Annotated in this window: 18 protein-coding genes; 13 read left to right on the forward strand and 5 right to left on the reverse strand. The window is 34.3% G+C overall.

All coding sequences use genetic code 11. The features are described from left to right. The first annotated feature begins 193 nt into the window (after positions 1-193). The 4 genes from spxA to pepF all read left to right on the forward strand — a co-directional run bounded on the left by spxA (position 194) and on the right by pepF (position 5,057). Positions 194-589 carry a transcriptional regulator SpxA gene (spxA, locus tag WAX74_RS08500; protein ID WP_053590237.1) on the forward strand — a complete coding sequence of 132 codons (396 nt, stop codon included), beginning with the start codon at positions 194-196 and terminating at the stop codon, positions 587-589. A 296-nt stretch (positions 590-885) separates the two neighbouring features. Further along, positions 886-1,554 carry an adaptor protein MecA gene (gene mecA, locus WAX74_RS08505; RefSeq protein WP_336497234.1) on the forward strand — a complete coding sequence of 223 codons (669 nt, stop codon included), beginning with the start codon at positions 886-888 and terminating at the stop codon, positions 1,552-1,554. Positions 1,555-2,007: 453 nt separating this feature from the next. Then, positions 2,008-3,174 (forward strand): competence protein CoiA, encoded by a 1,167-nt coding sequence (locus WAX74_RS08510; protein ID WP_336497235.1) that lies wholly within the window; start codon positions 2,008-2,010, stop codon positions 3,172-3,174. A 62-nt stretch (positions 3,175-3,236) separates the two neighbouring features. Then, entirely contained in the window at positions 3,237-5,057 is a 1,821-nt protein-coding gene (pepF, locus tag WAX74_RS08515; protein WP_336497236.1) for an oligoendopeptidase F, read from the forward strand. Between the two features lie 1,013 nt (positions 5,058-6,070). On the opposite strand, the gene WAX74_RS08520 is transcribed toward pepF, so the two are convergent. From WAX74_RS08520 to WAX74_RS08535, 4 genes are all read right to left on the reverse strand, one after another. Further along, on the reverse strand, positions 6,071-6,886 hold the full coding sequence (locus WAX74_RS08520) for a DsbA family protein (RefSeq protein WP_336497237.1): 816 nt from the start codon (positions 6,884-6,886) through the stop codon (positions 6,071-6,073). Further along, entirely contained in the window at positions 6,883-7,281 is a 399-nt protein-coding gene (locus WAX74_RS08525) for a globin domain-containing protein (RefSeq protein ID WP_336497238.1), read from the reverse strand. The genes WAX74_RS08520 and WAX74_RS08525 overlap by 4 nt, the downstream gene beginning before the upstream one ends. 159 nt (positions 7,282-7,440) lie before the next feature. Next, positions 7,441-8,088, reverse strand: coding sequence for a lytic transglycosylase domain-containing protein (locus tag WAX74_RS08530; RefSeq protein ID WP_336497239.1), 648 nt, complete (start codon positions 8,086-8,088; stop codon positions 7,441-7,443). A gap of 6 nt (positions 8,089-8,094) precedes the next feature. Further along, on the reverse strand, positions 8,095-8,670 hold the full coding sequence (locus WAX74_RS08535) for a CYTH domain-containing protein (protein WP_336497240.1): 576 nt from the start codon (positions 8,668-8,670) through the stop codon (positions 8,095-8,097). A gap of 98 nt (positions 8,671-8,768) precedes the next feature. On the opposite strand from WAX74_RS08535, the gene WAX74_RS08540 reads away from it, so the two are divergent. From WAX74_RS08540 to WAX74_RS08565, 6 genes are all read left to right on the forward strand, one after another. Next, entirely contained in the window at positions 8,769-9,152 is a 384-nt protein-coding gene (locus WAX74_RS08540; RefSeq protein ID WP_336497241.1) for a UPF0738 family protein, read from the forward strand. A 28-nt stretch (positions 9,153-9,180) separates the two neighbouring features. Continuing rightward, the gene (locus tag WAX74_RS08545; protein ID WP_336497242.1) at positions 9,181-9,858 is read left to right on the forward strand and encodes a GTP pyrophosphokinase; all 678 of its coding nucleotides are present in this window, start codon (positions 9,181-9,183) and stop codon (positions 9,856-9,858) included. Next, positions 9,858-10,664 (forward strand): NAD kinase, encoded by an 807-nt coding sequence (locus WAX74_RS08550; RefSeq protein ID WP_336497243.1) that lies wholly within the window; start codon positions 9,858-9,860, stop codon positions 10,662-10,664. The genes WAX74_RS08545 and WAX74_RS08550 overlap by 1 nt, the downstream gene beginning before the upstream one ends. Then, positions 10,661-11,560 (forward strand): RluA family pseudouridine synthase, encoded by a 900-nt coding sequence (locus tag WAX74_RS08555; RefSeq protein WP_336497244.1) that lies wholly within the window; start codon positions 10,661-10,663, stop codon positions 11,558-11,560. The genes WAX74_RS08550 and WAX74_RS08555 overlap by 4 nt, the downstream gene beginning before the upstream one ends. Before the next feature lie 190 nt (positions 11,561-11,750). Continuing rightward, positions 11,751-13,106, forward strand: a complete 1,356-nt coding sequence (gene mgtE, locus WAX74_RS08560; RefSeq protein WP_336497294.1) for a magnesium transporter — start codon at positions 11,751-11,753, stop codon at positions 13,104-13,106. A 156-nt stretch (positions 13,107-13,262) separates the two neighbouring features. After that, complete coding sequence (locus tag WAX74_RS08565) at positions 13,263-13,556, forward strand: hypothetical protein (RefSeq protein ID WP_336497245.1); 294 nt, start codon at positions 13,263-13,265, stop codon at positions 13,554-13,556. A 101-nt stretch (positions 13,557-13,657) separates the two neighbouring features. Here the strand turns inward: WAX74_RS08565 and WAX74_RS08570 are convergent, their stop codons facing one another. Further along, complete coding sequence (locus tag WAX74_RS08570) at positions 13,658-14,176, reverse strand: CotY/CotZ family spore coat protein (RefSeq protein ID WP_336497246.1); 519 nt, start codon at positions 14,174-14,176, stop codon at positions 13,658-13,660. Positions 14,177-14,306: 130 nt separating this feature from the next. On the opposite strand from WAX74_RS08570, the gene WAX74_RS08575 reads away from it, so the two are divergent. The 3 genes from WAX74_RS08575 to WAX74_RS08585 are packed head-to-tail and all read left to right on the forward strand — an operon-like array spanning position 14,307 to position 16,155. Continuing rightward, the gene (locus WAX74_RS08575) at positions 14,307-14,699 is read left to right on the forward strand and encodes a YhcN/YlaJ family sporulation lipoprotein (protein WP_336497247.1); all 393 of its coding nucleotides are present in this window, start codon (positions 14,307-14,309) and stop codon (positions 14,697-14,699) included. Further along, entirely contained in the window at positions 14,699-15,154 is a 456-nt protein-coding gene (gene spoVAC, locus WAX74_RS08580; protein WP_336497248.1) for a stage V sporulation protein AC, read from the forward strand. The genes WAX74_RS08575 and spoVAC overlap by 1 nt, the downstream gene beginning before the upstream one ends. After that, positions 15,148-16,155, forward strand: a complete 1,008-nt coding sequence (locus WAX74_RS08585) for a stage V sporulation protein AD (protein ID WP_336497249.1) — start codon at positions 15,148-15,150, stop codon at positions 16,153-16,155. Before spoVAC ends, WAX74_RS08585 begins: the two co-directional genes overlap by 7 nt. Position 16,156 lies beyond the last annotated feature (1 nt).

The raw sequence follows: 16,156 nt of genomic DNA on the forward strand, positions 1-16,156 counted from the left end.
CCTTCAGTCGTATGAATAGCTTATATTTTAAACGAATTTGTGTCCAGACAGGTAAATAGTAAAAAAAATTTTATAAACATATTTTAATTAAATTAAAATTAGTGTATACTTGAAAAGTAATGCTATTACATTAAACTAATTATAATCTACTTCATATAACACAATTACTTTTTGAAAGGAAGTGTTTTTATTGATGGTTACATTATTTACTTCACCAAGTTGTACGTCTTGTAGAAAAGCAAAAGCGTGGTTGGAAGAGCATGATATTCCTTATACAGAGCGTAACATTTTTTCTGAACCACTTAGTATAAGCGAGATAAAAGAAATTTTGCGTATGACAGAAGATGGAACAGATGAAATTATTTCAACTCGTTCTAAAATATTCCAAAAATTAAATGTTGATGTGGAGAGTTTACCACTTCAACGTCTATATGAGTTAATTCAAGAGTATCCTGGATTATTACGTCGTCCAATTATCTTAGATGAAAAACGATTACAAGTTGGATACAATGAAGACGAAATTCGCCGATTTTTGCCGAGAAAAGTTCGTGCTTATCAATTGCTAGAAGCACAACGTCTTGTTAACTAATAGCAACCAAGCCGATGGTTTTTCAAATTAATTTTGAACAAACATCAGCTGGTTTTAGCAACTAAAATTCGATTGTAAATTGAACAGGCGCTAGACAATTAAGGCATTTGCCTCGAAATTGTCTTGCGTTTTTATTTTAGTACTTGCATTGTTACCTAAATTTTCTTACAATGCAGATAGTCTAGTTATTATTATGAAAAGGTGAGTATGAATCCTTTTCTTTTTTTGTTAAACAACATACAATAGTAGTAGACATTGCAGAAAGAAACGGTCAGAAGCGAAAGGAGATGTGTTAAATGGATATCGAGCGTATCAATGATAACACTTTCAAAGTATACATTTCATACATCGACATTGAAGAAAGAGGCTTCAGCCGAGATGAAATATGGTTTAACAAAGATAAGAGCGAGCAGCTTTTTTGGGAGATGATGGATGAGGTTCATGATGATGATCATTTTGATGATTTAGATGGTCCATTATGGATTCAAGTTCATGCGATGGAAAAAGGTTTGGAAGTAATTGTTACTCGAACGGAAATGACTAAAGGGAATGATAGATCAGAATCAAGTTTTGAGTTGGAAGATCAATCAGGAAAAATTTTCAAAAACGGTGTTTCGAGTTCTATAGGTCCCCATGAGTTTGAAGACTTTCCAAGCTATATGGATGATTTAGATGAATTACCATCGGATTATACTTTCGTATTTGAAAATTTTGATGACTTGCTACCATTGGCAAAAAAAATGGATAAAAAAACTCTTCATTCATCGTTGTACTATTATGAAGATAAATATTACTTGAATGTACAATTTAACTTCGATATGAACGAACTGGTATCTATCCTAGATACTTTAAGTGTTATATCAGAATTTGCTAACAAAACAAATAAAACAATTCATATAATTCAAGAATACGGTAAAGAAATAATAGGGAACGATGTATTTCAAGAACTAAACCAGCATTTTTAAACCTTCTGTAATAGAAGGTTTTAGACTGTAGAAAACTCGAAACAAACGAGTTTTCTACAGTCTTTTTCTTTATAGGGGATAAATCAGGTTTTCCGAATCTTACCGTTGGCCTTTCCAGGCGAGAGCCGAGTCTCATTCTTAGTTCGCTTGATGCGGGGTACCGTTTGTCTTGCTTTCCCACCATACGTCGCGCTAAATTCTCTTAAATGAATAAGTAAATAGTTTTTACAAAAATACTGATTTCGAGTTTTTCAGTAGACTCCTCTCACGCTCAATATACTCATTATAAAATAATGAACGAGACCGATTAGATTAAAGTAAAACAACTTGTTTCACAAGAACATTTATTTCTCACGCCTTTGTATTCAATTAAAACCATTCTAATAGAAGGTATTTTTTATTTAATTGTCTTTTTTAAAAGTACTTGACTTTTTATCAGAATATTCGTAACTTATGGTAGAGGAGGTGTTAAAATTTCTTACTGCAATCACAAAACATGGACAAGTTTTTATACCTGCGAACTATTCCAAAGAACATTTAAGAGAATTAAAAAAACATAATAAGTTTTCTTGTTTGCAATGTCGGGAAGAAGTCATATTAAAAAATGGACCAATTAATATTCCACATTTTGCTCACAGACGTAAATCAGATTGTATCAACTCGTTTTCAGAAGGAGAGACCGAAGATCATCTCAATGGTAAATTTCAACTGTTTGCATTCTTTCAACAAAAAAATGTACAAGCTTATTTAGAGGAATATATTCCTTCTATTAATCAGAGACCAGATATTTTAATTAAAAACGGAGACAAGCTAATAGCGATTGAATATCAATGTAGTCAATTACCTGCTTCGCTTTTAATTGATCGGTCAAATGGTTATAAGAAACAGTCCGTAAACCCATTGTGGATATTAAAAACTCCCTCCCCATCCGAGCTACCTACTAAAGAAATTGGTGTCATGCAATTGTCATCATTTAAAAAACAGTTCTTTTTAACATATCCCACGTATGGAAAAACAATTATCACCTACTGCCCCCACACTAAACATTTTCACTATATTTCAAATACGCTTCATATAAAAACAAACACCTATATTACAAAAATTAAAAAATTATCTATTAACGACCAAACATGGCCTTTTGCGATTATAAAGAGAATTTCTTTTGAAGAATATCAAAAGTATTTTAACCTCTATCAATCATATAGATTAAAGCATATTAATCATTTGTATTTCTATAATAGAAGAGGTATTCAATCTGTCTTTTTGCAAATATGTTATAGATGGAGATTATCTCCACAAAAACTCCCGTTGTTTATTGGAATTCCGACTGCCAATGCAGAAGTATTTCATGTTCATGCAGTAGAGTGGCAAATCCAACTCCTTGATTATTTAAATAAAATAAATGTACCTATTAATTCGGTAAATACTTCACATTGTAAGGCATTTATTCAAGATCGCCCAATTGGACCTGTGAACGATGAACAAAAACTAATAGCTGTAAAAGCTTATATAAATATTTTGAATCGATGTATGCTTACAACTGGACAAAAGGGATATGATAGTTATATCAATTTTCCTAAAATGGTCCAATTACTGTACAGTGATTTTCTTGCAAATTAACTAGAAAATTGAGAAAATAAGAAGTGATTCGAATTTCGAAGCAAATGGAAGGGGAGTTCATCTTGACTGCAGAAACAAAGAACAAAATCTTAACACGAGAAGAAGTTCAGGAGCATTTAACATGGAAATTAGAAGATATTTTTGCTTCTAATGATGTATGGGAAAAGGAGTTCAAAGAAGTTTCAGAGCTATCTAAAAAAGCAGCTTCTTATCAGGGAACTATTAAAAATGGTGCGGATGCTTTATTGACCGTATTAATGTATAGAGATGAACTAACTGAACGCTTACGTAAGCTTTATACGTATGCACATATGCGTCATGATCAAGATACTGCAAACAGCACCTATCAAGCAATGGAAAGCCGTATTAAATCACTTTTTGTAAAGGTTTCCACTGAATTGTCTTTCTTAGTTCCAGAAATTTTATCTGTAGATGAAGTTATTATTTCAAGCTATTTATCAGATAATCAAAACCTAAAGCTATATAGCCAACTACTAGAAGAAATTAATAAAGAACGACCTCATGTTCTTTCACAAGAACAAGAAGCATTGCTTGCTCAATACTCCGAAATAGCAGGTGCATCTGCAGATACATTTGGAAAATTAAATAATGCTGATTTAGAATTTCCACTCATCAAAGACGAAGATGGTAATGATATACAACTTACGCATGGAAGATTTACTCGCTTTTTGGAAAGTGAAGATGGAAGAGTACGGGAGGATGCATTCAAAGCGATGTATGACACCTATAGTAAATTTCGTAATACATTTGCTTCCACTTTAAGTGGTAATGTGAAAAGCGACAATGTAAATGCTAAAATTAGAAACTATGCATCTGCTCGTGAAGCTGCAATGTCCCAAAATAATATTCCAGAAAGTGTGTACGATAATTTAGTTGGCACAATCAATAAAAACGTTCATTTACTTCATAAATATGTAGGATTACGCAAGAAAGTGCTGGGTCTAGAAGAACTTCATATGTGGGATTTATATACACCTTTAGTAAAAGAGGTAGATATGGAGTTCACGTATGAAGAAGCTTGTGATACCATGCTTAAAAGCTTTGAACCACTAGGCGAAGAATATGTTTCCATCGTTAAAGAAGGACTGGAAAATCGATGGGTGGACGTTGTGGAAACGAAGGGTAAACGTTCAGGAGCATATTCGTCGGGTTCGTATGGAACAAATCCATATATTTTAATGAACTGGCAAAATAACGTGAATAATTTATTCACGCTTGCTCATGAGTTTGGACATAGTATCCACAGTTATTATACACGAGCAAATCAACCGTATGTTTATGGAGATTATTCTATTTTCGTAGCTGAAGTTGCATCTACAAGTAATGAAGCATTGTTAAATGATTACTTGTTAAAAACAATTGAAGATCCTAAAAAACGTATTTATTTATTAAATCACTGGTTAGAAGGTTTCCGTGGGACTGTTTTCCGACAAACAATGTTTGCTGAATTTGAGCATATCATTCACAAACTAGATCAAGACGGAGAAGCTCTTACTGCAGATAAGCTGACAGAGGAATATTATAATTTAAATAAAAAATATTTTGGTGATGAGATTATTATTGATGAACAGATTGGACTAGAATGGGCACGCATTCCACATTTCTACTACAATTACTACGTTTATCAATATGCAACAGGCTTAAGTGCGGCAACAGCGCTTAGCAATCAAATACTGACAGAAGGCAAGCCGGCGGTTGATCGCTATATTAATGAATTTTTAAAAGCTGGATCCTCCGATTATCCGATAGAAGTGTTGAAAAAGGCTGGGGTAGATATGAACACAGCTGCTCCAATTGAGGAAGCATGTCGTGTATTTGAAGAAAAATTGAATGAACTAGAGCAACTGCTTTTAGGTGAATAAGAAAGGAAGTCTGGCATATTTTATGTCAGACTTTTTTTCTTACAATTAGCTAAAAGTTATTGAACGGATAGATAATAATTTATCTGGTTACTAAGTTTTTTATCCGGTCATATTTACGTTTCTCCAGTCACAATTTTTTCTATCCGGTTAGAAAAAATGCATATAAGGTCGAATCGGATGGCTTGTCTCAATAATCGGATGGTTCAGTCAGATTATCGGGTGGTTTTTCTCAATAATCGGATGGTTCAGCCAGATTATCGGATGGTTTGCCTGAATAATCGGATGGTCCACGCATAAAATCGGATGGCTCAGTAAGATTGTTAATAAATAATACTGAAAACCGGGATAAGGCATACTTCTTTCATTGAATTGTGTCTATTTCATCAGGATGTACTCCTTACACTACGCAAGACGGGAAAGAAGCGACTCATCCTCCAGTGGCTCATGCGTAGCGTGCGGCAAGTACACATCCGTGTATTTACTTCATGAGGGACTGGTTGTGTTTAGGATAATGTCACAAGGAAACTAACGTTTACTTTTCATATTGAAACAGTACCGTATAACACATATTTTCAGGATACGTCGCAGGACGAAAGTGATGAGGAGTACTCATCCTGAATAGGTTTATGCTTAGCGTGGGGCAAAACCTTTCTATAAAGAAGGCTAGCTGTCAAAGAAGAATTGGAATGACCAATGCAGATAAAGCTTATATTTAAGGAAGTATTAAAGGTTAGACGTCATACTTATGACGAATTTGTGAAAAGAGTATCTAATATATTGTATTTATAATAATGGCATGTTAAAGTAAGAGTGTGAAATAAATCACAAGATAACATACACCCCTTTGTTTGAACGTGAACATTTCTCCCATCCCCTTTGTAAAAAGAAAAGGCCTTTTCCTCAATTGGAGGAATGGGCTTTTTCTTTTTTTTGGATTTAGAATAGGTCTATACTATATAAAAAGCAGCCTATGATTCTAGTTCATTTAAACTGGAAGAATAGGCTGCTTTTAATTATTTTAATTGCCATAAAACGTTGTCTTCAATAATGAGTCTTTCAACTTCTTGGAGTAATAGACGTTTCTTTAATTCACGCTCGGCTTGTTGTTCAGATATATTATAATAGCAAGCTATTTCACTAGTAGATAATGAGTAGAAATAGTCAAATAACTTTTCTAGAGTAGGCGGTTGTTGTTTCTTAGGTTCTTCGTAAAGCATTTCAGATAATATTTGTACATATATTTCATAAGGATAAATGCCGGACACTTTAATACCTTCATCTTCTATATTTTCATTGAAGAAAACGATGCTTGGAAAAGACGTTACTTCCATTTCACTTGTTATCGATAAATCATTTTGAAACGAACGTGCACATTCTTTTGACTGAAAATCATTTGTAAATTCTTTCACATCAATTTTAACTTCGTTTGCTAGATCTTGAAGTACAGAGAAAGAGGTTACGTTTCTAGTTTTTAGAAAGAGATGTTCTTGTAATTTATTGAAATAACGTAGTGCAGCTTTCTTGCCTTGAAACTCTGCAGCTTTTACTGCAATAGAAGGGAATACAGGATGTTCTATTTCAGATACATCGTAATTGTTTTTTAGTATTTGTTCCTTAGGTCTTTTGCAAACATTGTTCAATTTACTAAGTTGCGTACTGAGAACTGTACGAACTGTAAAATACTGACCATATTCCACTTGCAATTTCCGAATGATTGGTTGCAAATCCCAACAAGCTGAACAAAGAGGATCAAGAAAGATATACATTTCAATTGGCTTGTTTACTATTGAAGGCGCAATCGTTTCAGTCGGAATTTGTATTCTTGTCACATTTTTTCCTCCTCATGACTCATTTGATTGACCATGTGGTTGGCAGTAAGTACAAGTCTTCTATAAAAATTATCACGGAACTTTCCTTCGAGGCCTACTTTGTCCATTGCATCACTCATGCAAGAAAGCCAGGCTTCTGCACGTTCCGGTGTGATAGGGAATGGATTATGGCGCATCTTCATCATTGGATGTCCGTGTTCTTCCGTATATAAATTAGGACCACCTAAATATTGAGTTAAAAATTGTTTTTGTTTTCTTGCTGTTTCAGTTAAATCATTTGGGAAAATTGGCTTCAGCTTAGGATGTTTTGCTACATTACCGTAGAATGTATCGACTAGCTCTGATAATTTTTCAGCTCCGATTTCATCATAAGGAAGAATTAGTTTGTCTGTCATCTTTCTGACTCCTTTGCTTAGCTCTATTTATATTCTATCAATCTGCATCAAATATCTCAAACAATTAGACTGTGCTGAAAGTAAGTGCCATAAAAAAACGACCACTAGTTGAGGTCGTTTCATTATGGATTTATCATGTGGTCGTGTGAAGTAATAAATTTAAGCTTGGAAGTAATTCATCACTTTTTGGACATAGTTTTGCGTTTCTTTATACGGTGGAATTCCGTCATATTTTTTGACGGCACCGGGTCCAGCATTATATGCAGCAAGAGCTGTTTCTATATTTCCATCAAACTGATTAAGCATTTGACGTAAGTATTTGGCACCGCCCATTATATTTTCTACTGGATCTAAAATGTTTGTTACTCCTAAATATTTTGCAGTGCCAGGCATTAATTGCATTAAACCAGAAGCACCTGCAGTACTTACTGCATTGGCGTTAAAATTTGATTCTTGTTTAATGACGGATGAAATAAGCTTTTCCGGTAAATCGTATTTTGAAGCAGCTTGTTGAATAATTTCATTATAAGTAGAATGCTCAGTGCTTTGTGATGTAAAAGCAGATAAAGTATTTACCAAACTGTCATTTTGAAAAGAAATATTCGATGGCATAAATATTGGAGCATTGCCATTATAAAAAAGAGAAGATGCTGTATTGGAAGTCGCAGTATTTCCGCTCTCTTGAAGTACTTCTCCAAGTAACTCGGAAAACAAGGAAGAATTACTATTGTTTTGAGAACTTTGGACTGCTCCTAATGTTTGCATAGCATTTATTTCTAATAATGTTTTTAAGGATTGTATATCCACAAGGTGTCAACCTTTCAAGGTATGATTATAGTTTATAAGTCGTGCAATCTTTTTATCGGCATATCTTATAGGAATATGAAGCGATTCCAATAAATCTTGAAATACTTTTTTCCCATTTTCGACATCATTACACTCATATTCTACTTCAAAATCTTCTGTTTGACTATAAAGGGAATGATCAAAAAATAGTATACCGTTTTCAAAGGTCTTTTTAGCCCGGTTCGTTTGCATACTTCCTATACAAGTGAGAGAACCTTCATTCTTTATTTGTTCTAGAATGGGGACATTAGGAAAACGGAGGTTACACAAAATTTCTTCTTTTTCTTGATCTGTTAACAGATAAGTTGTCTCGTTCATAATATGCTCTTTCTCAGGAACTTTTAGAGTTAGTTCATTTTTATGGGGCATTACTCGCAAGCGAAAGCCCATTTTATTATCTTTAAAGTAGTTACTTGGTGTATCAAAATAATAGTTAGTTTGTGTATAGAAATCATCTTCGACTATTTGAAAATGGGTTAGTAATAGTTTGAATTCATCTTTCGTTAATAAGTTTTTAAATTCAATTTCTTTTTCTGTATGCATGAATTCACAGCCTTTCTTATAATTTCTATTATAGACGCTTTGCAATGACATTCAATATGATAAAATAGGGGAAGAATGGATAGAAAGGAAGATATATTTTGCCTATTACTTATAATGTGCACAGTGGTGTGCAATTAGAAAATGATATCCGATTTATTTTAGATGATATTCCAATAAATTTGCAAATAAAAGCAGGTGGACAAATGATTACCGATTCCGATTCGTTAGCCTTTGTTTATTTACTAGAAGATGAAACAGGATATCATTATGTTAAGTTTGGACAAGATGTATGGCCGCTTTTAGTTACTACATTAAAAGCAACAAAAGATCCAACTTTGCAATATGGTGATGAGGAAATAGTGTTAGATATGTTTCGAGAAGAACTTGAGATGTTAATTTTCAATATCGAAGGAAATGAAAACTATGGCGCTGAATTTTCAAGTGCAGTAGAGGAAGCATTCAACGAAATTCTTAAAGCATAGAAAGTCATGTGGAGTGGAGGTCACGCTTATGGGGCAATGGGAACGTTTTTTAGAGCCGTACAAGCAAGCAGTTTCAGAACTGAAAATTAAGCTAAAGGGAATGCGTACACAATATGAAATAGAAAATATAAACTCCCCGATTGAATTTGTAACTGGACGGGTTAAACCAATAGCAAGTATATATGATAAATCGTTAGAAAAAGGAATTGTATTCGAGCCTTCCGATGTATTAGCGAAAGAAATACCCGATATTGCTGGTGTGAGGATGATGTGTCAATTTGTAGATGATATTGAAACCGTCGTTAATATTTTACGTGCACGGAATGACTTAACAATTGTAGAAGAACGAGACTATATTTCTCACAAAAAACAGAGTGGATATAGATCGTATCACATGATAATTGACTATCCAGTTCAAACAATCCATGGAGAAATAAACATATTAGCTGAAATTCAAATTCGTACGCTTGCAATGAATTTTTGGGCATCTATTGAGCATTCTCTAAACTATAAATACAAAGGCGTATTTCCTGAAGAAATAAAAAAAAGATTACAATACGCAGCAGAAGCAGCCTTTCGCTTAGATGAAGAAATGTCCTTAATTAGAGGAGAAATTCAAGAAGCTCAAAAATATTTTAGCGAAATAAAAGAATTGTCCACACCAAAACTACATCTAAACCAAACAGAAGAGAGGTCTCGTGAATAATGAAATTTTTCATACAGTCTCGAAATGATGATCTTTCCAATAAGTTAATGGAAGATGCAAAAATGTATCTAGTGGATTTCGGTCTTACATTTGATGAAGAAAAGCCTGATATCGTTCTATCCATTGGTGGTGACGGAACACTATTACATGCTTTTCATAAGTATAAGCACTTAACATCTTCCGTTGCTTTTGTAGGTATTCATACTGGACATTTGGGATTTTATGCAGATTGGAAACCGGTTGAAATTGAAAAATTAGTTATTAGTATTGCTAAGAAAGAATATGATGTAATCGAATATCCATTACTGGAAGTTACTATTAACTATCGTCACGAAGAGGATAGTTCAGTATATTTAGCTGTAAATGAATCAACCGTAAAATCTCCAGACGTTACATTAGTAATGGATGTAGAGTTAAACGGAATGCACTTTGAGCGTTTTAGAGGTGATGGATTGTGTATGTCTACTCCTTCAGGAAGTACAGCATATAACAAAGCACTAGGTGGTGCTATCGTTCATCCATCGTTAGAGGCGATGCAATTAGCAGAAATTGCATCTATTAATAACCGCGTTTTCCGTACAGTTGGTGCACCTCTTGTATTGCCGAAACATCATTCGTGTCTCTTAAAACCAGTAAAAGGCCCGGATTTTATGGTAACAGTAGATCATTTACAACTTTTGCATAAAGACGTTCACTCCATTATGTATCGAGTTGCCAATGAAAAAATTCGTTTTGCTCGTTTCCGTTCATTTCCATTTTGGCAGCGAGTGCATGATTCGTTTATTGATAGTGATTTGAAAGAATGAAAAACACAAAAATAACTTTATCTTTTAAAATGAAAGAAAATAATATTCTACTTAGAGATGCTATAAAAATGTATGGTATTTCTAAAAAAGCTTTAACAAGTATCAAGTATGAAGGTGGAAAAATTCTCGTTAATGATGAAGAAAAAACGGTACGACATAAACTGCAAATTGGAGATGTCGTGAGCCTTATTTTTCCAGAAGAGAAAAAAAGTGAGGGGCTTATCCCCGAATACGGAGCTTTTCCCATATTATTTGAGGATGATCATCTATTAATAATTTTAAAAGAAGCTGGTATTAGTACGATTCCTTCTAGGGAACATCCTAGTGGAACAATAGCCAATCAAGTTGCAGGATATTACCTAGCGAAAAGTCTTGCCTCAACAGTTCATATTGTAACAAGATTAGATAAGGATACTTCAGGAATTATTTGTATCGCTAAGCATAGACATGCACATCATTTGTTAAGTGAAATGCAAAAAACGGGCTCGGTTTTTCGGACATATGAAGCAATTGTGCATGGACATGTGATTGAAGACTCTTTTACCATTGAAGCACCAATAGGTCGTAAGAATGGAAGTATAATTGAACGAATTATTTCTTCAGAAGGTAAGTATGCAAAAACATCGGTAAAAGTAATTAAGCGATTTACATTTCAAGGAGAAAAAATAACCCATGTACGATTAAATTTGCATACCGGACGAACACATCAAATTCGTGTGCATATGATGTCAATTGGCCATCCATTGATTGGTGATGATTTGTATGGAGGAAGTCAAAAGCTAATAGATCGACAAGCGCTTCATGCTAAGTCAATTAAGTTAAGTCATCCATTTACAAAAGAAGTTATTCACATAGAAGCACCATTCCCTCAAGACATGAATGAAATCATAAAATAAATCCCTCAAGTTTACCTTTTTTTTAAGGTACATTTGTGGGATTTATTTCATTATTATTTAAATAGTTTTAATTTAATTTCCCAGGGAATAATTTAATAATACACCTTATATGGATGTTGCTTATTATTGTTAAACCCCATACAATGAATAAGGATAACCGCAGAAAGGAGTGAGAAAAGTGAAAGAAGAAATGAATCAGTTTGCATTAGAAGAATCCCAGTTAATTGACATTCTAACTCATGATTTAATGGATGAGTTCAGGGAAGAATTTATGCAACTTCACCCTTATGATCAGTCAATATTTTTTGAGAAGGTGGAGCCAGAAATAAGGAAGAAAATATATCACTATCTCTCTCCTAAGGAAATGGCGGAAATCTTTGAAGCCACAAAGTTCGAAGAGGAACAATATGAATTCTATTTAAAAGAAATGGACAAAACATATGCTGCTGACATGCTCTCTTATATGTATGCAGATAATGCTGTTGACGTGTTAAACGAATTAGGGAAAGACCAAGTAGCTAGTTATTTAAGTATAATGGACGAGGAATCTGCACAAGAAATAAAAGAGCTTCTCCATTATGAAGAATACACGGCTGGTTCTATCATGACTACTGAATATGTAGCAATTCCAGAATCATCTACATGTAGATCAGCAATGACTATATTGAGAAATGAGGCTCCAAACGCTGAAACAATTTATTATTTATTTGTTGTAGATGATTCACATAAATTGACAGGCGTTATTTCCCTTCGTGATTTAATCATAGCCGATGAAGATACATTGATAAAAGAAATAATGAATGAACGTGTTGTAAGTGTATTAGTTAGTGAGGATCAAGAAGAGGTAGCTCGTATGATAAAAGACTATGATTTTCTTGCAGTTCCAGTAGTAGATTTTGAACAACATCTTCTTGGAATTGTAACCGTCGATGATGTAATTGATGTATTAGATGAAGAAGCTTCCGATGATTATTCTAAACTTGCCGGCGTTTCCGATATGGATACATTTGACAAAAGTCCTTTCACTGCTGCTAAAAAGAGGTTGCCTTGGCTTATCGTATTATTATTTTTAGGTATGATGACAGCGAATTTAATGAGTATATTTACTGAGACTTTGGAGCAGGTTGCGTTGCTTGCTGTTTTTATTCCACTTATAGCTGGCACTGCCGGTAACAGTGGAACACAAGCATTAGCTGTTGCCATAAGAGGTATTGCAACAGGAGATATTGAAGAAGAAAGTAAAATTAAATTATTACTACGTGAAGCTGGAACGGGTCTAATAACTGGTCTATTGTGTGGATTGATAGTGGTTGGGATAGTTTTCTTTTGGAAGCATGACTTATTAATTGGATTACTAGTGGGAGCGGCAATCTTTGGTTCTATTTTTGTTGCGACACTTGGTGGTTCATTTATTCCTTTGTTAATCCATCGAATGAAGATTGACCCTGCTGTTGCTTCTGGTCCGTTTATCACTACGATTAATGACGTTGTTAGTATTTTAATATATCTTGGACTTGCGACACTTTTTATTTCCTCTTTGTCATGAGTAGGCATTTTCACCTTTTCATTGAAAGAAGCATAGATTAAAGCAAAAAAGGATGTGTCTGTGAACTCTTTCAATGATCCTTTACTTTTTATAAAAGCCCCACCTGTTTTCCATCTGCCGCCGAGGGAAAAGGTTGACGTACCGGTGGAAGTCCAAATGGATGTTGTAGAAGAAATCCAAGATGAAAGTACTTCAATATACGAAATTAGATCAACAATGTCCAAAAAAACACTTGCTATATTAGAAAAATTGCACTTTCTTTCTAAGCCGTTTCAACGAAAAGCATATCGACCACTAGTGTTTCATATTGAAGGTGGTATATATCTACAAGGAGAAATAGTGGAAGTAGCTGATGATTTAGTTACTTTAATAATAGGAGAAGGTGAAATTGTTAAGTACCCAGTTAATAAAGTAGAAAAAATAGTTTGGCGTGGAGTGGAAATGAAGTGAATGAAAGAAACTATCCTGAGAAAGGGTAGTTTTTTTGTTTTATACATGATAAAACCGTTCGGGATATCCCGAACGGAGTAGACATTGCAAGGAGGAAACGATCAGTCACATACATCTAAAAATACGTCCGCTATACATTCAATTGCACAGAAACAATTTAAATCGACTGTAACACAGCTTCCAGTCAATCTCCAATTACGAACTTTACAAATTTGTCTTAAGTCGATTTTTGTACCATCTTCGTTTAATAAATCAACTTCATTTCGTTCTCTATCTAGCGGTTCTAGTACGCGTAAAGTTGCACAGCATGTGTCAAAAATATCTTCTACTCGGAAAAATACGGAGAAACAGTCATTATCACATCTGTCTCTATCACGGAAAAATGCTTTGAAAGGAGTACCATCTTTATTCAAAAGCATGAATACACGTGTGTCCGCTTGGTTTCGAGAAGGACTTACAATACCACCAAGTGGTTCTAAGAAACAACTTGTTGGACATCCTGGACATTCTTCTCTGTTAGCTTGGTCTTGAATATCTTTAATCGCACGTACAACATCGCAAACGCAACCTTCGTTTCTCTTTTTTACATCTGTAATATCTTCAACTCTTCCACACCCCATTGATTTCACCTCCTCTTCTCTATCTAACTTATGTAGCTTCCTCATAAAGGTTAGGGCAAATATCTCAAGTGCTTTTCGTATATTTCTATTTATCATGCTCATACTAACTCGAAAAGGGGCCATGAATTCTATGCATAAAATTATTACTGTCCTGCTACTGTTTTTTTTCTTAAGTGCATGTTCTGATGAAGCGGTGCACACTGTTTATCCTTCTAATACTTCTCCAGAGATAGAGGAAGAAATAAAGCACCATGATTCCATAAAAGGATTTCAGAGTGTTGTAGACAAAAATAATGTACTAGTGGCAATCGACATCAAAAGAATGAGTAGGTTCAATAAAGAAAAAATAGAAAAAAAAATTACGAAAGCATTAGAGAAAAAATTTCCGGATAAAGAAGTGCTAGTTACAGGTGATTTAAAAGTTAAATGGGAAATTGAAAAAATAATTGACCAGAAATTGAAATCAAAAAAGCTAACTAAATCAATCGAAGAAATAAAATCTTTATCAAAGGAAGAGACATAATGGATCAAAAACAATTCGAAAAAATAGTAGATAATCAAACACCAAAAACACCTCTTTTTATGAATATGTTAAAGGCTTTTTTAGTTGGAGGCATTATTTGTACTATTGGACAGCTTATTACTTTTTTTTATATTCGATTTTTTCCATTTACGGAAAAAACAGCTGGAAATCCAACGGTAGCAACTTTGGTTTTTATTGCGATGATTTTAACGGGAACAGGTCTATATAAAAAAATTGCTCAAATTGGCGGAGCCGGTTCGGCTGTTCCAGTAACTGGATTTGGAAATGCTGTAATATCTGCTTCTCTAGAACACAAAACAGAAGGATACGTATTAGGTGTCGGTGGAAATATGTTTAAACTAGCCGGCTCTGTTATTGTATTTGGTGTACTGTCCGCTTTTATTGTGGCCTTGATTAAAACAATATTAGTGAAAATGGGAGTGGTCTCATGGTAATAAAGTCTGGGACAATTCAATTTAAAGAAAATCCAAGTATAGCAAGTACAGGTGTTGTGGTAGGACCAATGGAAAAGAAGAGTACTTTTGCAGAATCATTTGATGTAATTCTTCCTTTAGAGAATGAAAAAGGTCAAACTTATGAACAAGCGAATACTCATTTCATCGAAAAAGCTTGTAAAGAATCATTGAGAAAAGGCCATGAGAAGCTTGAAAATGTGGATGTATTTATCGGTGGAGATCTAGTAAATCAGCTTTCTCCCACAAATTTTGCTGCTCGGCAGTTAGCGATTCCATTTTTAGGTGTTTTTTCCGCATGTGCAAGTTCTGTAGAATCAGTAATCTTGGGTAGTCTTTTGCTGGAATCAGGTAATGCAACATCTGTACTCGCTGGTGCCTCTAGCCATCATCCGAGTGTGGAACGACAGTTTAGATACCCTCTTGAATACGGAACACAAAGAGCTGGTACATCGCAATGGACGGTCACTGCAGCAGGTTTTGCACTATTACAAAAGCATGCAAAAAATGCTCCCATTATTACTCACGCCACAATTGGAAGAGTAATTGATGGTGGACAAAAAAATCCTCTATTTATGGGAGCTGCAATGGCACCAGCTGCAAGAGATACAATAGAAAGACATTTAGCAAATACTAATAGTAGGATGGCAGATTTTGACGTAATTATGACCGGTGATTTAGGTAAAATAGGGTTGTCTATATTAAAGGAAATGTTTCAAGATGAAAATAGTGGTGTAATCTTACAAGACGCTGGTGCACAATTTTATGGTGAAGACAAATTTTTTAAAGCTGGAGCGAGTGGTGCAGGATGCTCTGCAGCGGTTTTTTTCAGTCATGTATTTAATCAATTAAAAAGCGGCGTATACAAACGAGTATTACTGGTTGCAACTGGTGCGTTATTATCACCACTAACTTTTCAACAAGGCGAAACAATCCCTTGTATTGCTCATGCCATTGAATGTCGTATGGAGAAGAGAGGATAAA

The organism is Psychrobacillus mangrovi (genome assembly GCF_037104765.1).
Lineage (GTDB): Bacteria > Bacillota > Bacilli > Bacillales_A > Planococcaceae > Psychrobacillus > Psychrobacillus mangrovi.